Below are 26867 nucleotides of genomic sequence, written 5' to 3' on the forward strand. Positions count from 1 at the left end.
GGCGGGCAGGCTCGACGCCATGACCGAACCGATCCGCTTTCCCACCAAGATCGCCGTACTGCTCCGCAACGACCTGGCGAGCTGGCAACGGTTGAACGTCACCGCCTTCCTGGTCAGCGGCATCGCGAGCACGCTGCCGGAGCTGCTCGGCGAGGAGTACCGCGACGCGGACGGCACCAGCTACCTGCCGATGTTCGGCCAGCCGGTGCTGGTCTTCGCCGGGGATCGAGCGACGTTGGTCGGCGCACACTCGCGCGCCCTCGCCCGTGGCCTTCGGCTGGCGATCTTCACCTCCGAGCTGTTCGCCACCGGCAACGACCGGGACAACCGCGCCGCCGTCCAGGCGGTCGGACGGGAGAAGCTCGATCTGGTGGGCCTGGCGCTGCACGCGCCGCGCAACGTGGTGGACAAGGTGCTCAAGGGTGCGTCCATGCACCCGTAACGGCATCCGTGGCGACGAAGACATTGATATCGGTGCGTATGACTGCAATGATTAACACACTTTACAGTTGTTTCGCCGCCCCGGAAGGACCCCCACATGGCGCGACGATCGGCCGGGCTCCTGCCCCGCCACCCCCGCATCAGACTGGCCACCGCGCTCGCCGCGGCCGTGCTCGCCGTACCGACCGGCCTGGTCGTCGCCGCATCGCCCGCAGTGGCGGCCGCGACGGGCGCCATCACCGGGTACGGCGGCAAGTGCGTCGACGTGGCCGCAGCGAACCCTGCCAACAACACACCGGTGCAGCTCTTCACCTGCAACGGCTCCACAGCGCAACAGTGGACGGTGGCCGACGACGGCACGATCCGGGCGCTGGGCAAGTGCCTGGACATTGCCGCCGCCAGCACCGCCAACGGCGCCCGGGTGCAGATCTACGACTGCAACGGCACCGGGGCGCAGCAGTGGTCGCCCAGCGCCGGTCAACTGGTCAACCCGACCTCGGGCAAGTGCCTCGACGCGACCGGCCCCAGCTCGGCCGACGGCACCCCACTGCAGATCTGGAGCTGCACCGGCACCGCCAACCAGACCTGGGCGCTGCCCACCGGCGGCGGCACCACCCCACCGCCCTCGGGTGGTTTCACCCACCCCGGCGTGCTGGTCAGCCGTGGCCAGCTCGACTTCGTCCGCGGCCGGGTGCAGGCCGGCGCGCAGCCGTGGGCGGCGGCCTACAACCAGATGATGAGCAGCCGGTACGCCTCCCTGTCGCGCACCCCGGCTCCCCGTTCGGTGGTCGAGTGTGGTTCCTACTCCAACCCGAACAACGGCTGCACCGACGAGCGGGAGGACGCGATCGCGGCGTACACCGACGCGCTCGCCTGGTACTTCACCGGGGACGCCCGGTACGCGCAGAAGTCGATCCAGATCATGGACGCGTGGTCGGCCACCATCACCGCGCACACCGGCAGCAACGCCCCACTGCAGACCGGCTGGGCCGCCTCGGTCTGGCCCCGGGCAGCCGAGATCATCAGGTACACGTACACGAGCTGGCCGAACGCTGACCGCTTCGCCACCATGCTGCGCAACGTCTACCTGCCGATGGTGCGCAACGGCTCGAACAGCAACGGCAACTGGGAACTGACCATGATGGAGGCCACCGTCGGCATCGCGGTGTTCCTAAACGACCGGGCGGTGTACGACGCGGCGGCCACCCGCTTCCTCAACCGCGCCCGGGCCTTCGTCTACCTGCCCAGCGATGGCGCGCTGCCGTACACGATGCCCGGCAGCGGCCTGGACACCAGCGCGGAGATCATCGGCTACTGGCACGGCCAGTCCACCTTCGTCGCCGGCCTCGCCCAGGAGACCTGCCGCGACTTCGTCCACACCGGGTACGGGATCTCAGCCATCTCGCACGTCGCGGAGACCTCCCGGATCCAGGGACGGGACCTGTACCCACAGGTCGGTGAACGGCTGCGTCAGGCGCTCGGCTTCCACGCGCGCTACCAGCTCGGCGAGGCACCGCCCTCCTGGCTCTGCGGTGGCAGCCTCACCCGGGGCCTCGGGCCGATCACCGAGGTCGGCTTCAACGCGATGAGCACCCGGTTGGGCAACGTCATGACCAACACCCAGACCCTCACGCTGCAACAGCGTCCGGCCGGAACCAACAACCTCTTCGTCGCCTGGGAGACGCTGACCCACGCCAACAACCCCAACTGACCAGGCCGTCGTGGGGTGGCACCGAAGGCGCGGCGCCACCCCACGACGCTGCTCAGTTGTCGGCCCCCAGTGCCGCCACCGGGCTGACCCGCGACGCTCGACGGGCCGGCAGCACCCCGGCCAGCGCGGTCAACCCGACCAGCACCACGAAGATCCCGGCCAGCGGCAGCAGCGGTGCGGTCAGCGGCGCCTCGATCCCGAGGGTCTGTACCGCCAACCAGGCGTACGGGATGCCGAGCACCAGGCCGATGGTCGCGCCGATCACCCCGTACAGGCCGGACTCGACGGTCAGCATGGTGCGCAGGCCGGTCCGGGACAGCCCGATCGCCCGGAGCAACCCGGACTCGCGTACCCGCTCGACCACCGAGAGCGCGGTCGTGGAGCCCACGCCGACGACAGCGATCAGCACGGTCAGGCCGACCAGACCAACCGCGATCCAGACCAGGGTGCGCACCAACGCGTCGTTGCGGTCGCGTTCGTCGGCGAGCACCGCGAGGCCCACCCCGTCGCTGGCTCCGATCGCCTGCCGCAGCGCCCGCACGCCAGCGGTGCGACCGTCCTCGCCGGCGCCAGCCGCGTCGGCCAGCAGACCGGTGTACGCGGCCGGCACGCCGAGCCGGTCCAGGTCGGCCGGATCAGCGAGGATGCCCGCGTGCAGCGGCCCGTCACCCGGCAGGACCGCTGCCACCCGGACGTCGACAGTGCGGGTGGCGACGGCGAGCGTGACGGTATCGCCGGCCCGCAGGCCCGCGTCCCGCGCTACGAAGCTGTTCAGCACGATCCGGCCGGGGCCACGATCGGCCAGGGTGCCCTGGGCCACGTCCAGGTCACCGGTGCTCGGCAACGCCGCCAGGTTCAGGTCGCTGGTCGGGTAACCGGACTCGACATCGCCGAGCTTGTCGGCGCCGCGCAGCAGCCGGGCGTCGTCGACCATCCGGTACGGCACCACCCTCGCCAGCGCGCCGTGTGCCGCCTCGGCCCGGGTCACGACGGCCGGCGGCAGCGTCCCACCGTTCCTGGTGACCTCGAAGTCGGTCGGGGCCGAGAGCGCCATCTCACGGTCGGCGAGGATCTGCAACGACGCACCGCCGATGACCACCCCGGAGATCAGGGTCACGCCCAGGGCGACCACGACGGAGACCGCGGCGGCGCGGCGCGGCGTCCCGCCGATTCCGCCGACCGACATCCGCCCGAGCGGCCCGAGCTGGCGCAGCGGCCAACCCACCACGGCCAGCACCGGGCGCACCAGCAGCGGGCCGAGGGCCACCAGCGCGAAGAACGCCATCGCGCCGGAAACGACCAGCAGGAGCAGGGGCATCGACGGGTCGTAGTCCGACTGGTCCGGCTTCGGCAACTGGCTGATCGTCCCGACCGCCGCCAGGACCGCGCCGACGGCCAGGAGCGACCCGGAGACCAGACGCGACACCCCGATGCCCCGGCGGCCGGCGGTGACGCTCGCTGCCCGCAGTGCCTCCAGCGGAGAGACCCGGGCGGCCGACAGCGCCGGTGCCAGCACGGCCAGCACGGTGATCACGACTGCGCCGATCACCACAGTGACCGCCGCCGCCAGTGGCAGACCCGGCGAGGAGACCGCGTGGCCGGTGGCGCGCAGGATTGCCGGCAGCGCGTACCCGAGGGTGAGTGCGCTGGCGACCCCGACGACGCCGGCGACCAGCCCGGTCAGGGCTCCCTCGGCGGTCAGGGCAGCCACCAGGGTGCCCCGACTGGCGCCGACCGCCCGTAGCAGCGCGAGCTGCCGCATCCGCTGGGCGAAGACGATGCGGAAGGTCGAGGTGACCACCAGCGCCGCCGCGACGACCGCGACGGAGACGAACATGCCGACCAGGATGAAGAGCTTCCCGACCTGTTGGGCCGCCGCCTGGGCCTCGGCCTCGCGCACCTCGGCGCCGGAACGGATCGGCTGGCCGGCGACCGCCGCGGTCACCCGTTGGCGTACCGCGTCGGTCGAGGCGCCGGGCGTCACCCGCAGGTCGACGCGTTCCACCGCTTTCAGGCGCGCCCAGGCGATCACGGCGCTGTCCGGGGCGTACGCGTCGTAGCCGGCGTCGGCGCTGCTCTCCACCATGCCGGTGACGGTGAGCGGGGCGGGCGTGGTGAGTTCACCGCCCATACCGCTGGTGGTGGTGCCGACCGACAGCCCGAGCCGTTCGGCGGTACGCGGCGTGATCGCGATCTCGCCGGGTTGGTCCGGGTAGCTGCCCTCGATCACCCGGACCGTGGAAAGCGGGCCGGTGCCCGGATCGGACTGGAGGTTGAGGTACCCCTCGCCGATGGAGACCCCGGTCGAGACCCGGGCCACCGCCTCGGCCACACCGGGCACGGCCCGAATCTGCCGCATGTCCGTCACTGTGGGTGGCGGGACGTCGAAGCTGCCGATCACCAGGTCGGTGACGGCCGGGGTGCCGCTGAGGTTGTCCCGCACGGTCCGTTCGGTGATCTGCTGCACCAGCACGGTGCCGAAGACGACGAACGACGCGACCAGGATCGCCAGGCCGGTCAGGATCAGCCGGCCGGGCCGCCGGGCCGCGGCGGTCGTCTGGGTACGCAGCACTGTCGCCCTCATCGGCGGGCCGCCAGGTCACGCAGGGCGTCGGTGACCGACACCTGGCTCGGCTTGTCGATCTCGCCGGCCAGCCGACCGTCGGCGAGCAGCACCACCCGGTCGGCGTACGCGGCGGCGATCGGGTCGTGGGTGACCATGACGACGGTCTGACCGAGGTCGCGTACCGAGTCGCGCAGGATGGTGAGCACCTCCGCGCCGGAGCGGGAGTCGAGGTTGCCGGTCGGCTCGTCGGCGAAGACCACCTCGGGCCGTGCCACCAGCGCCCGGGCCAGCGCCACCCGTTGCTGCTGGCCGCCGGACAGCTCGCTGGGCCGGTGGTTCAGCCGGTCGCCGAGGCCCAGCACCCGCACCAGGTGCGCGAGGAGTTCCGCGTCGGGCTGCCGACCGGCGAGGTCCAGCGGCAGGGTGATGTTCTGCGCGGCGGTGAGCTGCGGCAGCAGGTTGAAGGACTGGAAGACGAACCCGATCCGCTCCCGGCGTACCCGGGTCAGCGTCCGGTCCGACTGACCGGTCAGCTCCGTTCCACCGAGCAGGACCCGACCGGAGGTGGCCGTGTCGAGGCCGGCGAGGCAGTGCATCAGGGTCGACTTTCCGGACCCGGACGAGCCCATGATCGCGGTGAACTCGGCGCGGCCGAAACCGACCGAGACCCCGTCCAGGGCACGGACGGCGGTGTCGCCGCTGCCGTACACCTTCACCAGGTCGACCGCGGCGACCGCGGCGTGGCTGGTCTCCGGCGGGGCGTGGGTTGTCATCGTTCCTCCAGTGGCTGCTTGGTGACCCGGAAAGCGTGGCCGCCCCCGGCGGGTGGACGCATCGGCCCGGGGTCGGGTATCGCCGGTGCCGGGTCTGCCTTTTGGCCGATCTGCCACCTCCGTCCGGTTGGCTACGCTGGGTCATCATGAGCGCGCCGGATCTTCGACGTTTGTGGGTACGCCTGGCCCAGGCGGCCGGGCTGGTGGCCTTTGGCCTGCTCGCCTTCTTCGACTTCGCGGCCAGCACGGCGGATGAACGCAGCATCGCCGCTCTCGTGCTCCTGCTGGTGCCCATGGGGTTGGCGATGGCGACGGTGCCACTCTGGCTGCCCGTTCACCGGCCGGGTTCCCGGCGGCTGCCGGTGGCCGCGCTGGCCCTCGCCACCGCCTCACTGACCGTGACCGCAGGGGTGGTGCTCGTCTCCGGAGGCGGTGGCCTCCTGCCCGCCCGCACCTGGGGGCTCGCCGAGTCGGCCGGGCTGATCGGCGTGGTCTTCGTGGTGAGCCGTTGGGGCGCGCCCCGGCTCGCTCCGTGGGCGGCGGTGGCCGCCGGGCTCGCCGTCGCCGCGATGCCACTGCGCGTCGGCACCGAGAACCTGCTGGTGATCTTCGGCCTGCTCCAGGTGCTCGCCGCGGCCGGCGCCGCCGGGGTGGGGCTCTATCTGCGCATCATGGCCGCCGGCCGGGAGCGGGCCATCGCGCTGGTCCGGGCCGAGCAGCGTGCCGAGTTCGCCCGGGATCTGCACGACTTCATCGCCCACCACGTCACCGGCATCGTGGTGCAGGCACAGGGCGCCCGGTTCGTCGCCGAACAGGACCCGCAACGGGTGATCGTCGCCCTGGAGCAGATCGAGCGGGCCGGCGCGGAGACGATGGCCTCGATGCGGCGGATGGTCGGGATCCTGCGCAACCCGGACGCCCCGCCGGACGCGCCGCTGGCGCCACTGGCCGGGGTGACCGAGCTGGAGCCGCTGCTGACCGGGTTCAACGGCGCGGCGAACGCGCCGGCACGACTGCACGTCGACGGCGACCTGAACGGACTGCCGGTGGAGGTGTCGACGTCGGCGTACCGGGTGGTGATGGAGGGGCTGACCAACACCCGCCAGCACGCGCCGGACGCGCGGTCCGTGGACGTGGCGGTGCGGCGTACCGCGGACTGGTTGCTGGTCCGGGTCGCCGACGACGGCGCGTCGCCACGCACCGCACCGGCCCGGGGGCACGGCTTCGGCCTGATCGGCCTCACCGAGCGGGTACGCGCCCTCGGCGGCACGATCACCGCCGGGCCCGGCGTGGCCGGTGGCTGGGTGCTCGACGCGGCGTTTCCGCTCCGGGTGGCGGTGCCGCGGTGATCCGGGTGCTGATCGCCGATGACCAGGCAATGGTCCGGACCGGCTTCGGCATGATCATTGGCGCCCAGTCGGACATGGAGGTGGTCGGCGAGGCCGCCGACGGTGTCCAGGCCGTCGAACTGGCTCGACGACTGCGCCCGGACGTGGTGCTGCTGGACATCCGGATGCCCCGCCTCGACGGTCTTGAGGCACTGCGGCTGCTCGCGGGGCCGGGCGTCGCCGACCCGATCCGGGTGGTCGTCGTGACGACCTTCGACCTCGACGAGTACGTGCACACCGCGCTCTCCAACGGCGCGTGCGGCTTCCTGCTCAAGGACTCCGGCCCGGCCCTGCTGGTGGAGGCGGTCCGCGCGGCCGTGTCCGGCGATGCGCTGATCAGTCCATCGATCACGGTACGGCTGTTGGAGCACCTCAGCTCCCCCGCCCCGGCCCGCGACGACGGCGGCCTGTCCCCACGGGAACTCGACGTGGTGAAGCTCGTCGCCCGGGGCCTGACCAACGCCGAGATCGCCACCCGGCTCTTCATCGCCGTGGGCACGGTCAAGACCCACCTGGCGAGCGTGCAGATGAAACTCAAGGCCCGCAACCGGGTCGAGATCGCCGCCTGGGCCTGGGAACGCCGCCTCGTCGGCTGACGGGACAGCGGCGCGACCAGCATTGGCCTAACATCGTCAAGAGTCGATGGCTGGTCCGCTGCGGTCACCCGGAAGCGAGGCAAGCATCATGCGCGATCATCAGGTGCGCGGCGTCCGCCCCAGAGCCGCCGCGCTGGCCGCCTGCGCGCTCACGGCGACCCTGCTGGCAGCGGGCGCGACACCGGCGTACGCCGCGGCGGACACCGAGCGCCCCACCGCACCCGGCGCCCTCACGGTCGTCGCCGTCGACACCACGTGGATCGAGTTGACCTGGGCGGCCGCGACCGACAACGTCGGCGTGGTCGGCTACCCGGTCTCCGCGCGGTTCGAGGACACCGGCGCCCACTACTCGACCGACACCACCAGCATCCGGATCACCGGCCTGCGGCCGTCGCGCACGTACGTCTTCTCCGTGGCGGCGGTGGACGCGGCCGGCAACCGCTCGCTGTCCGACCCGACACTGCGGGTGACCATGCCACCGGGAGACGACCAACCGCCCGGCGCACCCGGCCAACCGGTCGCCTACGACGTCGCCGCCACGCTGGTGTGGCTGCGCTGGGCGCACTCGATGGAGAACGTCGCGCTCGATCGGTACGAGGTGTTCCGGGTCGACGCCGGCGGCACACTGACCCGGGTCAGCGAGGTGTACCAGTACCCGCCGGGGCGCAACAGCACCCAGATCAGCGGGCTGACGCCGAACACCGCGTACACCTTCGTGGTGCAGGCCCGGGACGAGGCCGGGCACCTGTCGTCCCTGTCCACGCCGGTCACCGTGACCACGTTGCCACCACCGCCGAGCTGCGCGGTCCGGTCGGCGGTGGGGCAGTGGCCCGACGGTCTGGTGGCACGCCTCCTGGTCACGAACACCGGCTCGACGGCGATCGACGGTTGGACGATGAGGTGGCGGTTCTACGCCGGCCAGCAACTGCGCAGCCTGTGGGGCGCCGAGGTGGTCGACCGCGACAGCAGCTACCTGCGGGTGCGCAACGTCCGCCACAACGCGCTGATCCCACCCGGCGGCACCGTGTCGCTGGGGTTCGTCGCCACCGGGTCGCAGACGCCGGAGGAGGTCACGCTCAACGGCGGCGTCTGCGTGGTGGCGGCTGAGTAACACTCGGGTGCGAAGTCTGGCGCGCGCCGGGACATCTTGCGACGCTAACGCCTGTGTATGACTACGACCTGTTGGTGCTGGGTTCCGGACCCGGCGGTCAGAAGGCCGCGATCGCCGCCGCCAAGCTCGGCAGGCGGGTCGGCATCGTGGACCGCCGCGACATGATCGGTGGGGTGTGCATCAACACCGGCACCGTGCCCTCCAAGACCCTGCGCGAGGCCGTGCTCTACCTGACCGGCCTGAGCCAGCGGGACCTGTACGGCAGCAGCTACCGGGTCAAGGAGGAGATCACGGTCAGCGATCTGGCGGCCCGGACCCAGCACGTGATCACCAGGCAAACCGACGTCATCCGTAATCAGCTGGCCCGCAACCGGGTCACGATGATCACGGGCACCGGGCGTTTCGCCGACGCGCACTCGATCTGGGTCGACGGCGGCTCCGGCCGCGAGTCCACTGTGACCTTCGACAAGATCGTCATAGCGGCGGGCACCCGCCCGGCCCGCCCGGACAGCGTCGACTTCGACGACCGGACGATCGTGGACTCCGACGGCGTCATAAACCTTCAGGCCGTACCCCGCAGCATGGTGGTGGTCGGCGCCGGCGTGATCGGCATGGAGTACGCCTCGATGTTCGCCGCGCTCGGCACCAAGGTCACGGTGGTGGAGCGCCGTGAGCGGATGTTGGATTTCTGCGACGACGAGGTCGTCGAGTCACTCAAGTACCACCTGCGCGACCTGTCCGTGGCGTTCCGCTTCGGCGAGGAGGTCGCGGCCGTGGAGAAGCACCAGACGGCGGCGCTGTGCATCCTCAAGAGCGGCAAGAAGATCGTCGCGGACACGGTGATGTACTCGGCCGGACGGCAGGGTCAGACCGACGACCTGGCGTTGGAGGCCGCGGGGCTGGAGGCGGACCGACGTGGCCGGATCACTGTGGACGCCAACTACCGCACCACTGTGGAGAACATCTACGCCGTCGGTGATGTGATCGGCTTTCCCGCGCTCGCGTCCACCTCGATGGAGCAGGGCCGGCTGGCCGCGCAACACGCCTGCGGTGAACCGATCCGGGAGATGCACGGCCTGCAACCGATCGGCATCTACACGATTCCGGAGATCAGCTTCGTCGGGCAGACCGAGGCGCAGCTCACCGAAAGCTCGACACCGTTCGAGGTGGGCATCGCCCGCTACCGCGAACTGGCCCGGGGTCAGATTGTGGGCGACTCGTACGGCATGCTGAAGCTGCTCGTCTCCCCCGACGACGGCCGACTGCTCGGGGTGCACGTGTTCGGCACCGCCGCCACCGAGATCGTCCACATCGGTCAGGCGGTGATGGGCTGTGGTGGCACTATCGACTACCTGGTCGACGCGGTGTTCAACTACCCGACGCTGGCCGAGGCGTACAAGGTCGCCGCCCTGGACGCGTCCAACAAGATCCGCAACATCACACGCATCGACGGCTAACCACTGCCCCCGACCTCCACCAGCTCCGCCAACTGGCTGCGGTAGTTCGGGCAGGTCGAGACGTCCTCGTGTGAGCAGCTCAGGCCGGCCTCCAACAGATCGAGCGCCGACCGTAGCGCCGCGATCCTGGCCCGCAGCGCGCCGTGGTTGCGGCGCAGCACGTCCTTGCGAACGGCGGGGTCGCCTGCGGCGAGGAACGCCCGGATGTCCGGCAGCGACAGGCCGGCCTGCTTCGCCCGCAGGATCGAGGCCACCCGGAACAGGTCGTCGCGGGTGTAGCGGCGACGACCGCCGGTGACCCGGGCAGGGCAGAGCAGACCCACCGACTCCCAGTGCCGCAGTACGTGCGCCGGTAGGCCAAAGTGGTCGGCCACCTCGCCGATCGTAATCGTGCTTGACTTCATGTCGACATTAAGTCCGAGCATGGCGGGCATGTCCAGTTTTCTAGTGCTGTGACCACTAACGTTCACCGGGTTGTCGGTGGTGTTGTGGTTCCTCGCCCAGACGTTGTCGGAGCGAGCGATTCCCCACCGGTAGTGGGGCGGGCCTCAGCGGGCCAACCGACCCTGACACCGCTGGTGGGCGGCGTGGGTCACGCCGGGACAGCCCGGCACCGGGAAGGTGTCGGCCTGCTCGACGGTGCGTGATGACCGCACCCGTGTCGGGTGTGGTGGTGGTGACGCCGCCCGGGGTCCGGGTGGCGATGGTGAACGCCGCGGCAATATCACGATGCCCGACGAACCCGCAACTCCTGCACATCATGGTCCGCCCACGGGGCTTGACCACTCTGCGCCGGCACACCGGGCAGGTCGACGACGTACCCCGCTCATCGACCAGATACACGGTGATCCCGGCCAGCTCCGCCTTGTCCTTCAGGACCGCGATCGCCCGGCCGAGTTGCCACTGCCGCAACCGCAGGTTGTGCCGCCGACCCGCCGGCAGATCGAGGACACCACGCGGGTCACCGACGGTCAGCGTCCCGACCCGGTGCTGCACTGCCCAGCCGATCACGGTCTTCGCGGCCTCGTGCCCGGCCTGCCGTACCCGACGCCGATGCTGCCCCTCCATCAGCCGAGCCCGCCGGCGGGTCTTGCGCCACCGCCGCGAACCCCGCTGGCCCCTCTTCGGCGCCCGGGCGGCGGTCGCCCGGCGGCGGCCTTTCGTGTCGGCCAGGTGCTGACGGTGCTCGGCGCGGATCGCCCGCCCGGACACCAGCAACATCTGCCCGTCACCGGCTGCCACCGCGTACGGGTGAATGATGCCCAGGTCGACCCCGGCGACCCGCCCCCGCTGCGGCTCCTGACCCGCAGGGTAGGTCGTGACCGGAAGCTCCGCGGTGACCTCGACCCACAACCGCCCCTGATCGAACACCAGCGTCACTGACCGCACCGCATCATGGGGGTAGGGAACCGTCCGGTCCAGGCGCACCACCAGCGGCGGGCTCCCGGCCGAGGTCGGCAACCGCAGCCGCCGTTCACTCAGCCCGAACGTGCCGTGATACCAGCGGACCGGCATCAACGACCGTCGCCGCCGCGGATACCGCACCTCACCATGCCCCGCTCTGCGGCGGGCGGCAGCGCTGAACCACGCATCAGAATAGCGACGCAACACCGACCGGGCGCCGGTCGAGTCGAGCTCACCGAACGTACCCGGACCAGACGCGGCGAGCAGTCGACACAACTCCTGATAGCTCGCGACCGGCCGATCTTGACGACGATGCCGCCAGCTGTTGTATTCCAATACACACGACCAAAGATCCCCGGCCGCGCGGAGCAGGCCGAAGCAGCGTTGCCGCTGCGCCCGGGTCAGACGCAGACCGACCCGGGCGGTGCGATGCACCACCCGCGGCGCTCCCGAATCCCTACGTCTGGGCATACCCGAAGCCAACCACGAAGGTCTGACACAACCCGGCCAACGTTAGCGGTCACAGCACTAGCTGTCCTCGATGCCATCGAGAGCGAGCCCGCGGCCGTCGCACTGCGCGCCCGTTCCTACGAGTTGCTCGGCGACCTCACTGGCCGAACCGTCGTCGACGCTGGCTGTGGCGGCGGCCGCGCCGTCGGCGAGTTGGCCGAGCGCGGAGCCCACGCGGTCGGCGTCGACGTCGACCCCGAGATGATCGCCGTGGCCCGGGAGCGCTGGCCCGCCGGCGAGTTCCATGTCGGCGACGCCACCGAGTTGCCGTTCGAGACCGGATCGGCCACGTACTACCGGGCGGACAAGGTGTTGCACGTGCTCGACGACCCGACGCGAGCCGTGGCCGAGGCCCGGCGGGTGCTCGCACCGGGCGGCCGAGCCGTACTGCTCGGCCAGGACTGGGACCTGATCGCCATTGACTCGGACCAGCCGGGAACCACCCGTCGGCTGGTCCACGCGAAGGCGGATTCGCTGCCGTCGCCGCGCGTTGCCCGTAGGTATCGCAACCTGCTGCTCGACGCCGGGTTCACCGACCCGATCGTCGAGGTGCACACGGCTGTGTTCACCGACGAGACCGCGCTCGACGTGTTGAAACGGATCACCGACGAGGAGACCTGGCTCTCCGAGCAGGCCGAGCGCGCCCGCGCGAACCGGATCCTCGTCGTCGTGCCGATCTTCCTCGTCGCCGCCCAGGCGTGACAACGGCGAATCGCTCCCTCCCCTCCCCCACCCTGCGCCCCGGTGATCAAGAGGTTTGCGTCGTCCTTTCGGGCGTGTCGTGACGCAAACTTCTTGATCACCGAGGGCTGGTGGGTTGGGAGCCGGGTGGGTCGGGGGTGGGGGTGGGGTTTAGCGGGCTGCGCAGGTGGGGGTCAGGCTGCCGGCGGTGCCGTTGGCCTGGAAGCCGTACTCGGTGGATTGTCCGGCGCCGACCTGGCCGTTGTACGCCACGTTCGTCCAGTTCGTCGTGCCGGTGTTACCGCTGCGGTTGGCGTTCCACGCGTTGGTGACCGTCGCGCCGGAGGGCAGAGCGATGGTGACCGTCCAGCCGCTGATTGCCGACGAGCCGGCTGTCACCTTCACGGTACCCACGAAGCCACCCGTCCACTGGTTCACCGATACCGTCGCCGTGCAGCCACCCGGGCCCGGAGGCGGAGTCGTGGGCGGGTCGGTCGGCGGGTCCGTGGGCGGGTCCGTGGGCGGGTCCGTGGGCGTGGTGCCGTTGTTCAGCGCGGCGAGAACCGCGTCGTACGCGGGCTTCTTCGAGCCGTTGCTGTTGAACAGCAGCGGGGTCTGCGAAGCCCGCCAGGAGTCACTGTCGCGGATGCCCCACACGGTGATGCCGTTGCAGCGGGCCACGGCCAGGCAGTCCTCGACGACGCTGCGGTACGTGTTCGCCGAAGCGCCCTGGATGTCCAACTCGGTGATCTGCACGTCCACACCGAGCGCCGCGAAGCTCGACAGCGTGGTGCGGTAGTTGCTCACGTACGGGGATTCGTTGTTGAAGTGCGACTGAAAGCCCACGCAGTCGATCGGCACGCCACGGGCCTTGAAGTCGCGCACCATGTTGTAGACACCCTGGGTCTTGGCGTGCGTCCAGTTGTCGGTGTTGTAGTCGTTGTAGCAGAGCTTCGCACCCGGATCCGCAGCACGCGCCGCGCGGAACGCCGCCTCGATCCAGTCATTGCCGGTGCGCTGGAGGTTCGAGTCGCGACGGCCTCCGGAACTGCCGTCGGCGAACGCCTCGTTCACCACGTCCCACGCCACGACCTGACCCCGGAAGTGAGTGGCCACCTGCGTCACGTGGTTGAGCATCGCCTGCCGCAGAGCGCTGCCGCTCATGCTCTCCATCCAGCCGGGCTGCTGCGAATGCCACGCCAGAGTGTGACCCCGCACGCTCATCCCACGGCTGCGCGCGTGGTTGACGATCTGGTCCGCCGCCCCGTAGCTGAACTGACCCTGCTGCGGCTCGGTGGCGTTCATCTTCATTTCGTTCTCGGCGGTCACCATGTTGAACTCACGGTTCAAAATCGTGGTGTACGCACTGTCGGAGAGCTTGAATCCGGCCACCGCCGTACCGAAGTACCGACCCTTCTCGGCGGCGGACGCACCGAGCGTCGTCCCGGCGGAGGCGGGTGCCGTCGCGAACAGCGCCATGCTGGCGGCGAGGGCACCCGCGCCCGCGAGCGCGATGGCGGCTCTGGATGCCGCCTTCCATCTCGTACTTCTCATCGTGTGGCTCCTTCTGAGGATGGTGGGGTGGGAAGGGAAATCAGGACACCGAACAGGCGGCGCCGTTGAGGGCGAACGACGTGGGCTTGCCGGTGCCGCCCTCGTGCGTGGCCTGGAAGCCGATCTCGACCGACGCGTTCGGGGCGATGGTGTTGTTGTAGGAGACGTTGCGAGCGGTCACCGCACCGCTCGCCGGGGCGTACTGGGCGTTCCAGCCGCTGGTGATGCGCTGTCCGCTGGGCAGCGTGAAGGTCAGCGCCCAGCCGTTCACGGCGGTTGCACCGGTGTTGGTGATGGCCACGCTCGCGGTGAGGCCGCTGTTCCAGGCGTTGACCGTGTAGCCGACCCGGCAGGCGCCCTCGGTCGGGGGCGGCGTGGTCGGCGGCGGCGTGGTCGGGGGCGGAGTCGTCGGCGGCGGAGTCGTCGGCGGCGGCGTGGTCGGCGGCGGCGTGGTCGGCGGCGGCGTGGTCGGGGGCGGGGTGGTCGGTGGCAGGGTGCCGTCCAGCCCGAAGAAGCGGATCACCTGCGCGGCGTCGACCGGCAGGTTGTGCGTGACACCCTGCATGCTGATCGCCTCGACCGGTGCCATCGGGCCGCTGCTGCCGTACCGGGTGCGGGTGTAGCCGGACTGCGGGGAGTCGGTGTACGTCGGGGTCTGACTCAGCCCGTGCACGTTGGTCCACTGCTTGACCTGCTCACCGAAGTTCGGGTAGCGCAGCGTCTCGTCGTTGGTGCCGTGCCAGATCTGCATCCGGGGTCGCTGGCCGGTGTAGCCGGGGTACGCCTCCCGGACGAGGTCACCCCACTGCTGCGCGGTCCGGATGAGTTGCCCGTTGGCGCACTGGCTGTTCCACTCCGAGGTGCCGCCGGTGGCGAAGCAGGCGAACGGCACCCCGGCGAACGAGGCGCCCGCCGCGAACACGTCCGGGTAGACGCCCAGCATGACGTTGGTCATCATCGCGCCGGAAGAGGTGCCGGTGGCGAAGATTCGCGCGGGGTCGGCGGAGTAGCGCTGCCGCACGTAGTCGACCATCGACATGAGCCCGACCGGGTCGCTGCCGCCGCCGCGGCGTAACGCCTGCGGCGAGTAGACGTCCCAGCACTTGCTGCTGCGGGTCGCCGACGGGTAGATCACGATGAACCCGTACCGGTCGGCGAGGGAGGCGTACTGGGTGCCCGAGTGGAACGCGGGGCCCGTCCCGGTGCAGTAGTGCATGGCCAGGAGGATCGCCGGTCGGGCCGCCACCCGGTCCGGGACGTACAGGTGCATTTGCAGGTTGGTGGGGTTGGTGCCGAAGTTGGTCACCTGCGTGAGCGTCGCCGCCGACGCGGGAGTGGCGAACGTCAACGCGGCGGCGGCCAGTGTCACGGCCGTCATGACGACGCCAAGCATTCTCGTCTTCAGTGTCATCGTCGCGATCCCTTGCGAAGAAGGCGCGTGGAAGGGGACTTAAGTCGAGGACTGCCCTTCGCCCGACCTTGACCGCGGCTCGCGTGACCATGTCAGCTTCAATCGAGCACACTCGATTGTCAAGACTTCCGGAAACCTTTCGCCGCAACGGTTCCGGCGGCCACCTGCGCAGCAGTGGGCATCGACGGGCATGATCAGCGCCGATGGGTGGCGATAAATTATCGGGACGTTTTCGGAACCTGTCAGGCCCATGGGGCACACGGCAGGGCGGCCCGACCGGATGGCCGAGCCGCCCTCACCGCCGCTCAGTGGATGACCCGCCCTCGCTCGTCCGGCACCCCGGACTTGCGGAAGAAGTACGTGTTGATCTGGTCGCGCCACTCGGTGGCGCAGCGCACCTGCTCGTCGAGGCGTTCGGCGACCCGCTCGTACACGCTCGGGTCGATCATGCCGTTCAGCGTCTGCCACCTCCGTCGCATCACCGTCACCTCCTCGACCCCCGCGAAGTGGGTGTCGTAGATGTGCTGGATGACTGTCGAGCCGCTGTGCAGCGCGTGCCCGTACGGCACGTGGTGGAAGAAGAGCAGCAGCTCGTCGGGGCAGGTCTCGGGTGACTCGTACACCTGGGCCCAGTACGGCGGGTACTGGCCGGCGAAGCCGGTGCCCGACGCGCAGCTGCGGTCCACGCCAACGCCGTCGCGGTCGGCGAAGTGGTAGGTGCCCCACCGCGTGTACTCGTACCCGTCGACTCCGGGGCCGTAGTGGTCGCCGGGGTTGACCATGAAGCCGACGCCCAGCGGGGCGGTGTAGCGCTCATACGTGCGCCACGAGTCGTCCATGATCTCGTGCAGGGTCCGCCGCACCAGCTCCGCGTCGGCGGTCGCCGACGGCGGAAAGGTCAGCGTGATCCATTCGTCGAGGATCGCCGTCGGGTCCCGCCGAGGGTCCCAGGCCAGCCGGCCGAACGTGTACAGGTTGGCCTGCGCCAACGGATGCCCGGTCCAGAAGAGGTCGTCGCCGACGTTGGCGACGGCGACCATCCCGCCGCCCGCCGCCGACTCCCCCGTGACCACGTCGGCGATCGTCCGCCCGTCCGGTCCCCAGGGGGCGAAGCTCAGTACCTCACTCCACCACGGGCCGAGGTGGCAGACGTGCCGCTGTTGACCCGTGTACTCCTGGGTCACCTGCAATTCCACCGCCAACCGGGTCGCCGGCATCGCGGCGAGCACCGGTGAGACCGGCTCGCGGGTCTGGAAGTCCACCGGGCCGAACTTCACCTGGACGACGACGTTGGTCCGGAACCGCCCGTCGAGCGGGGCGAAGTGGTCGTACGCGGCCCGAGCCCGGTCGGTGGACCGGTCCCGCCAGTCCTGGTGGTGGTTGTAGACGAACGCCCGCCAGTGCACCACTCCCCCGTGCGGAGCGAGCGCCTCGGCCAGCAGGTTCGCCCCGTCGGCGTGGTCACGGCCGTAGGTGAACGGGCCGGGTTGCCCCTCCGAGTCGGCCTTCACCAGGTAACCGCCGAAGTCCGGGATGCGGTCGTAGACCCGCCGGGTGGTAGCGGCCCACCAGGCCCGCACCGCCTCGTCGAAGGGGTCGGCGGTCGGCAGGCCACCGAGGACCACCGGCGCGGCGAAGCTGACCGACAGGTGCACCCGGATGCCGTACGGGCGCAGCGCGTCCGCGATCTCGGCCACGTCGCCGAGCCGTTCGGTGAGCAGCAGCGCCTCGGTACGGGCCACGTTGACGTTGTTCACCGAGATCGCGTTGACCCCACAGGAGGCCAACAGCCGCCCGTACTCCCGCACCCGGGCCAGGTCGCCGCGCGGACGGCCTTCCTGCCAGAAGATCGAGCCGCCCGCGTACCCCCGTTCGACCTGGCCCATCACCGGGTGCACGGCCACGTTGTCCCAGTGGTTCAGCATTCGTCGGCGCAGCGCCGGTTGGTGCCGCTCCGGCGGTCGGGCCGGGTCGAAGGCCGCCGCGCAGAGCCGGACCACGTGGAAGAGCCCGTACAGCAGGCCGGCGGGGGCGTCGGCCAGCACCGCGGTCACGTCGCCGGCCCGCGCCAACACGAAACCCTCGTCGCCGAGCGTCCCGCCGTCGCCCAGCTCGACCAGCGCCGCCTCGCCGGCGGCGCGCGCCGCCTCCACCGCCGGGTTGGGCAGCTCACCGGCGGCGCGCAGGGCGAGCACCAGGTCGACGTCGACGTCCCAGGACGGAGAGTGCCACACCCGTCCGCCGTAACGCGCGCAGGCGCGCGAGACCTCGTTGAGGACGGTGTCGACGAGCAACCCCTCGCCGTGCAGGAGGACGCGGCGCGCGCCGAGCGATCGGAACGCCTCCGGGGGCAGCCAGGCCGGGTGGACGCGCAGCTCGTCACGGTCCATCGGCTCCTCGACGAACATCAGCTGCTCCAACTCCACCGACTCTTCGGCGTTCACCGGTCCTCCTCCAGCACGACAACCCCGTACGCCGGCAGCCGCAGGGCAGCACCGGCCGCCGTACGGTCGCCGGTGAGCAGGTCGACGCCGCCGGTCCGGGCGGTCACCTCGACCGGCTCGGCGCGGTGGTTGAGCAGAAACAGCAGCCGCGACCCGTCCGCCGCGACCCGCACGGCGGATTCCAGGTCCGGCACGTCCGGGTAGGGCCCGAGCAGGTCGTGGCGGGCGAGCACCTGCCGCACCACCCAGGACACCCCGGCCTGGTCGAGTCCGGCGGCCACGTACCAGCCGTCGCCGGCGCCGAGGGAGTTGCGGGTCACCGCCGGGGTGCCCGCGTAGAAGTCGGCCTGGTAGGTGCCGATGACCTGAGCGCCCTGCGGAATCACCAGCTCGAACAGCAGCCGCGCGTCGACGTCGACCTGATCCACGCCGTCGCCGAGGCGGACCGGGTTGACCACCTCCGGGCCGCGGGCGTCCCACTCGTCGACCCGGACGCCCATGAGCTGCCCGAGCGGGCCCGGCACGTCCATCAGGAACGCCTGGTCGTTCTCGTCCACCCGGCCGGACAGGTAGGTGGTCAGCACCGATCCGCCGCGCGTCGCCACCGCCTCCAGCCGCTGCGGCAGGTCACCCTTGAGCAGGTGCAGGGCCGGGGCCACGACCACGTCGTAGCGGGACAGGTCGGCGGTCACCGCGACGACGTCCAGGTCCACACCGGCGTCCCAGAGCGCCCGGTGGTACGCGAGCACGACCTGCTGGTAGCGGACCAGCCGGGACGGGCCGTCGGACAGCTCCAACGCCCACCAGCTGTCCCAGTCGAACAACAGCGCCACCCGGGCCGGGGTCCGCGCGCCCAGCGACGCCGGGCCGAGCCGTTCCAGTTCGGCGCCCAGCTCGGCGACCTCCCGGAACACCCGGGTGTCGGAGCGACCGGCGTGCCCGATGACCGCACCGTGGTACTTCTCGCTGGCCCCACGGGAGGCACGCAGTTGGAAGAAGAGCACCGCGTCGGCACCGTGCGCCACGGCCTGCCAACTCCACAGCCGCATCAGCCCGGGGCGCTTCAACGGGTTGACGTCGCGGCACGCGGTGAAGCTCGGGGTCTGTTCCATCAGCCAGAACGGCTGGCCGTCCTTGAGCCCGCGCATCAGGTCGTGGGTCAGTGCCATCCGGGCCGCCGACTCGTCGTCGGGCGGGTAGTTGTCCCAGGAGACGAAGTCCAGATGAGCGGCCCAACGGTGGTAGTCGATCGGCCGGTACATGCCCATGAAGTTCGTGGTCACCGGCAGCGTCGGGCTGGACTCCCGGATGGCCGCCTTCTCGTCGCGGAAGTTGGTCAGCATCGCGTCGGAGGTGAACCGCAGGTAGTCCACCGTGATGCCCGGGAACGCGGTGTGGTCCGGGCCGCGCCAGTGCTCGGTCAGCGCCGACGGCGGCTCGATCTCGTCCCAGTCGGTGAAGGTGTGCGACCAGAAGGTCGTGTACCAGGCCTCGTTCAGCTCGTCGAGGGTGCCGTAGCGGTGGCGCAGCCAGTTGCGGAAGCCGGTCGCGCACAGCGCGCAGTAGCAGGCACCGCCGTACTCGTTGCCGACGTGCCAGGCGAGCACCGCCGGGGTGTCGGCGTAGCGGCGGGCGACCCGGCGGGCCAGCTCCGTCGAGAGCCGGCGGAAGACCGGCGAGCTGGGGCAGGAGTTGTGTCGCTGACCGAAGCGGTGCTTGCGGCCCTCGAAGTCGGTCCGGGTCACCTCGGGGTACGCCTTCGCCAACCACGGTGGGTGGGCGCCGGTGCCGGTGGCCAGGCAGATCCCGCGTCCCTCGGCACTGGCCCGCTCGACGATCCTGTCCAGCAGCGTGAAGTCGTAGGTGTCCTCGGCGGGCTGGGTGAGGGCCCAGTCGAACACCCCGAGGGTGACCAGGTCGATCCGTGCGGTGTCGAAGAGACGGTAGTCCTGCTTCCACACGTCCTCGGGCCACTGTTCCGGGTTGTAGTCGCCCCCGAAGGGCACCTTGGCGCTGAGGGGCAGGCTCATGAGGTGAACTCCTTCCGGATCAGGTGGATCATCGGGTCGCTGATGCGCAGGTACGCCAGCACCGCGATCGACGCGAGCAGCATCAACACCGCTTCGGAGAAGACCGCGGTGATCCCGGCCGCCGCGGCCAGCAGCAGGGCGTTACCGACGGAGACACCGGGGGTACGCACGAGGAAGTGCACGGCCAGCCGGAGCACGTCCCGGGTGCGGAAGTCGAACAGCGAGGTGATCACCAGGGCGTTGGCCGCACAGAGCGTCACGCCCACTCCGATCAGCACCAGCGGCACCGCCCACCAGCCCGGAAGGCCGACCGCGCCCCGGTAGGCGAGGTTCACGGCGAGCACTGTCAGCCACAGCAGCGTCGGCACCCAGATGCGCAGCACGCCGAAGGCGTTCGCCCGGTAGCCACGCCAGAACAGGGCTGCCGGGTGCAGGTCGGTCAGGTCGGTCTGCTGGTGGCGCAGGGCGTACAGGGCGGCGGAGATGGCCGGGCCGACCGGTACCAGGAGGAGCGCGGCCAGCGGCAGGTTGCTGGGGTCGCGGCCCAGCACCAGCAGCGGGAGCAGGGCGGGCAGTGTGGTGAGCAGCAGGAGCAGCTCGACCACGAGCAGGATGTAGACGCGCGAGGTGATCCGCGACAGTGGTCCGTCGCCGAACTGTCGCCGGGTCTGAGTCGCGCCACTCACTGTCGCTCCCTCCGGTCGACTCAGCTGATCCGTGGTCGCCGGGGGTCCGGTCGGGCCGCGACAGGCGGCCCGACCGGACCCCCGCTGGTCAGCCGTTCTTCTTCTGGAACCGCTCGTACGCCTTGTTGACCAGGTCGATGTACTGGTCGGAGTTCTTGGCCTTCAGCTCGGCCACGTACGCGTCCCACTCACTGAGTGGACGCTGCCCCAGGGCGAACTTCAGCGTGTTCTGGGTGACGAAGTCCTTCAGCGGGGTCTCCCAGAGCGACACCTGCTCGCGTTCCTCATCGGTGAACGGGCGCGGCGGGGGAACCTCCCTCGGCTTGCGGGCGTCCATCACCTTCTGGAACTCCAGCTCCTCCGGGGAGAAGAACCCGCGGACCAGATCGGGGCTGCCGCCGTAGGCGAACACGCCGTTCTGGAAGCCGAAGTCCTTTTGCAGGTGCTTGGGCGCCTTCGGGTTGAGGCCGAGGAAGTCGACGCCGGGATTGAGCGAGCGCTTGCCGGACACGTCCTTGGTGAACGTGGTGCCCTCGACGCCCCAGCGGGCGAACTCCAGGCCGGCGTCGGAATACCAGAGCCAGTCGATGAACTGCATCATGGCGACGAAGTTCTTGCTCTCCCGGGCCTTCGTAGAGATCATGATGCCGTTCTCCAGGCGGGGGAACGGGTTGATCTCCCCGGCCGGGCCGATGGGCAGCGGGATCTTGGCCATCTTCGCGTTCGGCAGGGTCTTGGCCAGGTCGGGCCGGTGGTTGTTGACCAGGGTCTGCGCGTTGCCGGTGACCACGAAGGACTTGCCGTTGGCGAGCTTCTGGCGGGCCTGGTCGTCGGTCTGGGTGAAGCTCTCCGGGTCGAGCAGACCCTCGGCGACGAGCTTGTGCAGGTAGGTGACCATCTGCTTGTACTGCTCGGACGCGCCGGTGTAGGTGAACTTGTTCGCCGTCGGGTCCCAGGTGGCGTGCTGGTAGTCCCAGCCCGCGTAGGTGCCGTGGGACGAGCCGAGGAGGTTCAGCAGCGCGCCGGTCGGGTTGGGCTTGCTGAACAGGTCGGAGTACGGGTAGACGTTCGGGTACTTCGCCTTCATCGCCTTGAGCACCGTGTACAGCTCGTCCCAGGTCTTCGGGACGGCGAGCTTCAGCTCCTGCATGATGTCGGTGCGCACCAGCACCGTGTAGTCCTGCGTGGGCTTCTCGTGGACGCCGGGCAGCAGGTAGAACTTACCGTCGGCCTGCCGCAGGTTGTCGATCTCCGGCTGGAGGTTCCACTTGGAGATCTTGTCCTTGAGGTTGGGCATCAGATCCAGGTAGTCGCTCACCGGGAGGATCGCCCCGGAGGACACGAACGCGTCCTCCTGCGGGTGGTACGTCTTCGGGATGATCAGCGGGGCGTCGCCGGCGCCGATCAGCAGGCTGCGCTTCTGCTCGTAGTCGCTCAGCGGCACGGCCACCGGATCGATCTTGACATTGGTCCGTTTGGTGAGCTCCGACCAGAACAGCCAGTCTTCCTTGAGCGGATAGAACGTGTGGTTGTTGTAGAGGGTGGAGAAGGAGAGCGCCTCGGTGGCCTTGAACTGGTCACCGACGCCGTAGGTGGCCATCGCGCCGACCCGGTTCCCGGAGAGGTCAGTCGACTCGCCGGGGTCCTCGGAACAGGCGGTGGCAAGGGAGAGCGCAAGCAGACCCGCGGTGGCCAATGCCACGCGGCGCCACGTCTTGTGGAGCATGGCTCGTCCTTTCGGTGGTGGGGATTCGAGGGGAAGCGGTGCGGCGCCCGGCGTCATCCCTTGACCGCGCCGAGCATCACGCCGCGGACGAAGTACCGCTGGACGAAGGGGTAGATCGCCAGGATCGGCAGGGTGGTGAGCACGATCGTCACGGCCTGGAGGGTGGCCGCGGCCTGGACCTTGTCGGCGTCGGCCGCGGCCGACTCGGCGCTCGTGGCGCCCGCGATGAGATTGCGGAGGTACACGGTGACCGGCAGCAGATCCTGGCGGTCGATGTAGAGGAACGCGGTGAACCACGAGTTCCAGAAGGAGACCGCGTAGAAGAGCACCATCGTGGCGATGATCGCTTTCGACAGCGGCAGCACGATCCGCAGCAGGATGCCGTACGTGTTCAGCCCGTCGACCGCCGCGGCCTCCTCCAACTCGCTCGGCAGACTCTCGAAGAACGCCTTCATGACCAGCAGGTTGAACACGCTGATGGCATTGGGGATCACCACGGCCCAGATGGTGTTCTTCATGCCCAGGCTGGTGACCAGCACGTAGTTGGGAATCAGGCCACCGGAGAAGAACATGGTGAACAGCGCGACACCGATGAGAAAGGGGCGCCCCTTGAGCTGCGGCTTCGACAGCACGTACGCGTAACACGTGGTCAGCACGATCGAGATGAGCGTGGCGACCACCGTGTACACCACAGTGTTGCGGTAGTTCGTCCAGAACATCGCGTCCGACATCAGCAGCTTGTACGCGGTCAGGTCGAACCCACGCGGGACGATGGTCACCTTGCCGGCGATGATGTACGCCTCTTCGCTGAGCGAGCGGGCCACGATGTTGAGGAACGGGTACAGCGTCACGACCACGACGCCGAGCAGGACGATCGTGTTGACCACCCGGAAGATCCGGTAACCGCGGCTGTCCACCGGCCCGCGCGTCTTCGGGGCGTCGATCTTCGTACCGAGAGTCACCACAGGCTCGTCCCCACCGTGCGACGGGAGATCACGTTCGCCGACAGGACGAGGATCAGCCCGATCACCGCCTCGAAGAGGCCGATGGCGGCCGCGTAGCTGAAGTTGCTCGACTGGAAGCCCATCCGGAACAGATAGGTGGAGACCACGTCAGCTGTCGGATACGTCAACGGGTTGTAGAGCAGCAGGATCTTCTCGAACCCGACCGCCAGGAAGCTGCCGATGTTGAGGATCAGCAAGGTCACCATCGTCGGACGGATGCCGGGCAACGTGACGTGCCAGGTCTGCCGCAGCCGGCCGGCGCCGTCGATCCGGGCGGCCTCGTACAGGTCCTCGTCGATGGTGGTGAGGGCGGCGAGGTAGAGGATCGTGCCCCACCCGACGGTCTGCCAGACCTCGGACGAGACGTAGATGGTGCGGAACCACTCCGGTTTCTGCAGGAACGCCACCGGGTCGCCACCGAACAGGTTGACGATCTGGTTGGCGGTGCCCTCGATCGAGGTCAACTGCATGACCATCGCCGCCACGATCACGATCGACAGGAAGTGCGGCAGGTAGGACACGGACTGGACGAACCGCTTGAAGCGGCGGGCCCGGACCTCGTTGAGCAGCAGCGCCAGCACGATCGGCAGCGGGAAACAGAACAGCAGGGTCAACGTCCCGAGCACCAGGGTGTTGGTGAACACCTCCCAGAACGTCGGGTCGGTGAGGAACATCCGGAAGTAGCGCAGCCCGACCCAGTACTCACCGAAGATGCTGCCGCCCGGCTTGAACCGGCGGAACGCGATGATGTTGCCGATCATCGGCAGGTACCGGAAGACCAGGAAGAACAGCAGCGGCAGGATGGCGAGGGAGTAGAGCTGCCAGTCCCGGCGCAGTGCCTGCCGCCAACTGCGACGACGCCGTGGCGAGCGCGGGGCAGGGCTCTGCGCCTCCGGCGGAGAACTCGGCGGCGCCGGCGGCGGTGGCCGCAGGGTGGACGTCATCCGTGGCCTCCTATGCCGACTGTGGAACGGCAACGAGGCGCTCGACCCGCACCGAGGTGAGCAGTTCCCGCTCGTAACCGACCTGGCGCTCGGTGCCGACCAGTCGCAGCGGCAGGGCCGCCGCCACGTCGCCGCTCGACCGGCCGAAGCGCAGCTCGACGTCGCCGGGCTCGACGATCCGCCGGCCGGTCAGCCCGGTGAACGACGCCACGTCGGCGGGTACGCCGAACGTCACGTGCGCCACCTCGCCGGGCGCCAACGGCAGCCGGGTGTAGCCGATCAGCCGAACCACCGGACGGGTGGTCTGCGCGACCGGGTCGTGCAGGTAGAGCTGCACGACCTCGGTGCCGGCCCGCTCACCGGTGTTGGCGACGGTGATCCGCACCCGTACCTCGCCGTCGACCGGCCAGGCAGTCGGATCTTCGCGCGGTTCGACCACAGTCGCGTCGGACCACTCGAAGGTGGTGTAGCTCAGACCGTGGCCGAACGGGTACGTCGGGGTCGGATCGATTGAGGAGACCTTGTTGCGCCGGCCGAGCGGCGGCGCCAGGTAGGTGCTCGGCAGCCCGCCGGCGTCCCGGGGGACGCTGACCGGCAACCGCCCGGAGGGGTCGACCGCACCGGTGAGCACCTCGGCGAGCGCCTGCCCACCGAGCTGACCGAGGAAGAACGCCTGCACCACGGCCGCCGCGCCGTCGAACTCCGGACCGAGCGCGTAGGGGCGACCGGTCATCAACACCAGGACCACCGGGGTGCCGGTGGCGAGGACGGCGCGGACGAGGTCTGCCTGCACGCCGGGTAGTCGCAGGTCGACGGCGTCGCAGCCCTCACCGGAGGTGCCCCGGCCGAACATCCCCGCCCGGTCGCCGACGGCCAGCACACACACGTCGGCGGCGGCGGCCGCGGCGACAGCGGCCGGGATACCCGAGGTGTCCTCGCCGGTGATGGTGCACCCCGGCTCGTGGCTGAGTAGCGGGACGCGTCGGGCCAACTCGTCGCGCAGTGTGGGGATGTCCAGGCCGAGCCCGAATTCGCTGTGGTGGACGCCCACGTGGTTGGGGAACGAATAGCAGCCGAGCATGGCCATCGGGTCGTCGGCGGCCGGACCAACCAGGGCGACCCGGCTACCCATGGGCAACGGGAGGACGCCGGTGTTGCGCAGCAGGACGACTGACGCCCGGGCCAGGCGAAGGGCGATGTCCTGGCTGGCCTCGTCGTCGAAGCGCAGGGACGCCACGTCGTCGGGCAGCTCCTGCCAGCCCTCGTCGAGCAGACCGAGCTCGATCTTCTGGATCAGCACCCGACGCAGCGCGCAGTCGATCAGCGCCTCGTCGACCTCGCCGCGGCGAGCCGCCTCCACCAACGGTCCGCCGAAGGCGTCCACGGTGGGCAGCTCGACGTCGATCCCGGCCCGCAGGGCGAGCCGGGCCGCGTCGGCGGCATCCCCGGCGACTCCGTGCAGGGTCTGGAGGAACCGTACGGCGAAGTAGTCGGCCACCACGGTGCCGGTGAAGCCCCACTCGTCACGCAACAACCCGGTCAGCAGCCCACGGTCGGCCGCCACGGGCAGGCCGTCGATCTCGGCGTAGGAGTTCATCACCGAGCGGGCGCCGCCGAGACGCAGCGCCATCTCGAACGGCGGCAGGATGACGTCGGCCAGCTCGCGGCGACCCATCGGCACCGGCGCGAGGTTGCGTCCGCCTCGGGAGGCGGAGTAGCCGGCGAAGTGTTTCAGCGTGGCCACCACGCCGGCCCGCTCCAGGCCCCGCACGTAGGCGGCACCTGTCGTGCCGACCAGGTAGGGGTCCTCGCCGATCGTCTCCTCGGTACGGCCCCAGCGGTAGTCCCGGGTGACGTCCAGCACCGGTGCGAGGCCCTGGTGCACGCCGGCGGCGCGCATCGACCGCCCGATCCGGTCCGCCATCGCCTCGACCAGTTCGGGGTCGAAGGACGCGCCCCAGCTGAGCGGAGTCGGGTAGACGGTGGCCCGCCACGCCGCGAACCCGGTGAGGCACTCCTCGTGCACCTGCGCCGGAATGCCGAACCGACTGGCGGCGACGATCTGCGCCTGTGAGGCCGCCAGCGACCGGGCGCCGAACACCGGGTCGACCGGGGCGGTGCCGAACGGGCGGGTCAGCTGACCCAACCCGTACTGGATGACAGTGCTCCACGGCGGCAACTCGCTGATCATGTCCGACTGGTGCGGTGCGACGCCCTCGCCGCTGGCGTCGGCGCCGACCCAGATCCCGACGAGCTGGGCGATCTTCTCTTCGAGGGTCATCTTCGGCAGGAGCGCCTCGGCTCGCTCGGTGGGCGACAGCCGCTGATCACGCCACGGCGCGGTGCCGCCGTCCTCGAGCGACTGACTTCTCATGCCATGACCCCTTAGCTCCGGCCACATCCCCGTGCCCTCGTGAACCAGCTGCGTGG

Annotated in this window: 20 protein-coding genes; 7 read left to right on the forward strand and 13 right to left on the reverse strand. The window is 70.1% G+C overall.

Features of this window, described 5'->3' with window-relative positions; all coding sequences use genetic code 11:
- The first annotated feature begins 19 nt into the window (after positions 1-19).
- Both ACIA47_RS02080 and ACIA47_RS02085 read left to right on the forward strand, forming a co-directional pair.
- Positions 20-442: a DUF2000 domain-containing protein gene (locus ACIA47_RS02080; protein ID WP_203124550.1), complete on the forward strand. Its 423-nt coding sequence runs from the start codon at positions 20-22 to the stop codon at positions 440-442.
- Positions 443-538: 96 nt separating this feature from the next.
- The gene (locus ACIA47_RS02085; RefSeq protein WP_396704702.1) at positions 539-2152 is read left to right on the forward strand and encodes a ricin-type beta-trefoil lectin domain protein; all 1614 of its coding nucleotides are present in this window, start codon (positions 539-541) and stop codon (positions 2150-2152) included.
- 52 nt (positions 2153-2204) lie between these two features.
- Here ACIA47_RS02085 and ACIA47_RS02090 read toward each other — a convergent pair whose 3' ends face one another.
- Positions 2205-4724 (reverse strand): ABC transporter permease, encoded by a 2520-nt coding sequence (locus ACIA47_RS02090; protein WP_396704704.1) that lies wholly within the window; start codon positions 4722-4724, stop codon positions 2205-2207.
- A gap of 8 nt (positions 4725-4732) precedes the next feature.
- On the reverse strand, positions 4733-5491 hold the full coding sequence (locus ACIA47_RS02095; RefSeq protein WP_203124548.1) for an ABC transporter ATP-binding protein: 759 nt from the start codon (positions 5489-5491) through the stop codon (positions 4733-4735).
- 146 nt (positions 5492-5637) lie between these two features.
- Between ACIA47_RS02095 and ACIA47_RS02100 the strand changes: the two genes are divergently transcribed.
- The 4 genes from ACIA47_RS02100 to sthA all read left to right on the forward strand — a co-directional run bounded on the left by ACIA47_RS02100 (position 5638) and on the right by sthA (position 10043).
- Positions 5638-6840: a sensor histidine kinase gene (locus tag ACIA47_RS02100; RefSeq protein WP_396704706.1), complete on the forward strand. Its 1203-nt coding sequence runs from the start codon at positions 5638-5640 to the stop codon at positions 6838-6840.
- Positions 6837-7475: a response regulator transcription factor gene (locus tag ACIA47_RS02105; RefSeq protein ID WP_112623700.1), complete on the forward strand. Its 639-nt coding sequence runs from the start codon at positions 6837-6839 to the stop codon at positions 7473-7475. The genes ACIA47_RS02100 and ACIA47_RS02105 overlap by 4 nt, the downstream gene beginning before the upstream one ends.
- An 88-nt stretch (positions 7476-7563) precedes the next feature.
- Positions 7564-8586 carry a fibronectin type III domain-containing protein gene (locus ACIA47_RS02110; RefSeq protein WP_396704711.1) on the forward strand — a complete coding sequence of 341 codons (1023 nt, stop codon included), beginning with the start codon at positions 7564-7566 and terminating at the stop codon, positions 8584-8586.
- 53 nt (positions 8587-8639) lie between these two features.
- Entirely contained in the window at positions 8640-10043 is a 1404-nt protein-coding gene (gene sthA, locus ACIA47_RS02115; RefSeq protein WP_203124542.1) for a Si-specific NAD(P)(+) transhydrogenase, read from the forward strand.
- Here sthA and ACIA47_RS02120 read toward each other — a convergent pair.
- A complete protein-coding gene (locus tag ACIA47_RS02120; protein ID WP_396704713.1) occupies positions 10040-10417 on the reverse strand; it encodes a MerR family transcriptional regulator in 378 nt (125 codons plus the stop codon). The genes sthA and ACIA47_RS02120 overlap by 4 nt on opposite strands.
- 85 nt (positions 10418-10502) lie before the next feature.
- Complete coding sequence (locus ACIA47_RS02125) at positions 10503-11918, reverse strand: RNA-guided endonuclease InsQ/TnpB family protein (RefSeq protein ID WP_396704715.1); 1416 nt, start codon at positions 11916-11918, stop codon at positions 10503-10505.
- Between ACIA47_RS02125 and ACIA47_RS02130 the strand changes: the two genes are divergently transcribed.
- Complete coding sequence (locus ACIA47_RS02130) at positions 11877-12659, forward strand: methyltransferase domain-containing protein (protein WP_396704717.1); 783 nt, start codon at positions 11877-11879, stop codon at positions 12657-12659. The two genes, ACIA47_RS02125 and ACIA47_RS02130, sit on opposite strands and share 42 nt — an antisense overlap.
- A 150-nt stretch (positions 12660-12809) precedes the next feature.
- Here ACIA47_RS02130 and ACIA47_RS02135 read toward each other — a convergent pair whose 3' ends face one another.
- The 9 genes from ACIA47_RS02135 to ACIA47_RS02175 all read right to left on the reverse strand — a co-directional run bounded on the left by ACIA47_RS02135 (position 12810) and on the right by ACIA47_RS02175 (position 26811).
- Positions 12810-14192 (reverse strand): endo-1,4-beta-xylanase, encoded by a 1383-nt coding sequence (locus ACIA47_RS02135; protein ID WP_396704719.1) that lies wholly within the window; start codon positions 14190-14192, stop codon positions 12810-12812.
- Positions 14193-14232: 40 nt separating this feature from the next.
- Positions 14233-15603: a PHB depolymerase family esterase gene (locus ACIA47_RS02140; RefSeq protein WP_396704721.1), complete on the reverse strand. Its 1371-nt coding sequence runs from the start codon at positions 15601-15603 to the stop codon at positions 14233-14235.
- Positions 15604-15908: 305 nt separating this feature from the next.
- Entirely contained in the window at positions 15909-18047 is a 2139-nt protein-coding gene (locus ACIA47_RS02145) for an alpha-glucuronidase (protein WP_396704723.1), read from the reverse strand.
- Complete coding sequence (locus tag ACIA47_RS02150) at positions 18044-20077, reverse strand: beta-galactosidase (protein WP_396704725.1); 2034 nt, start codon at positions 20075-20077, stop codon at positions 18044-18046. Before ACIA47_RS02150 ends, ACIA47_RS02145 begins: the two co-directional genes overlap by 4 nt.
- Positions 20074-20763 (reverse strand): DUF624 domain-containing protein, encoded by a 690-nt coding sequence (locus ACIA47_RS02155; RefSeq protein WP_396704727.1) that lies wholly within the window; start codon positions 20761-20763, stop codon positions 20074-20076. Before ACIA47_RS02155 ends, ACIA47_RS02150 begins: the two co-directional genes overlap by 4 nt.
- An 88-nt stretch (positions 20764-20851) precedes the next feature.
- Positions 20852-22489 carry an extracellular solute-binding protein gene (locus ACIA47_RS02160; RefSeq protein WP_396704729.1) on the reverse strand — a complete coding sequence of 546 codons (1638 nt, stop codon included), beginning with the start codon at positions 22487-22489 and terminating at the stop codon, positions 20852-20854.
- Between the two features lie 53 nt (positions 22490-22542).
- Positions 22543-23451: a carbohydrate ABC transporter permease gene (locus ACIA47_RS02165; protein ID WP_396704731.1), complete on the reverse strand. Its 909-nt coding sequence runs from the start codon at positions 23449-23451 to the stop codon at positions 22543-22545.
- Positions 23448-24437 (reverse strand): ABC transporter permease subunit, encoded by a 990-nt coding sequence (locus tag ACIA47_RS02170; protein ID WP_203121989.1) that lies wholly within the window; start codon positions 24435-24437, stop codon positions 23448-23450. Before ACIA47_RS02170 ends, ACIA47_RS02165 begins: the two co-directional genes overlap by 4 nt.
- Positions 24438-24447: 10 nt before the next feature.
- Positions 24448-26811, reverse strand: a complete 2364-nt coding sequence (locus ACIA47_RS02175) for a glycoside hydrolase family 3 N-terminal domain-containing protein (protein WP_396704733.1) — start codon at positions 26809-26811, stop codon at positions 24448-24450.
- Positions 26812-26867: the final 56 nt, after the last annotated feature.

This window comes from Micromonospora sp. NPDC051227 (assembly GCF_044455385.1).
GTDB lineage: Bacteria > Actinomycetota > Actinomycetes > Mycobacteriales > Micromonosporaceae > Micromonospora.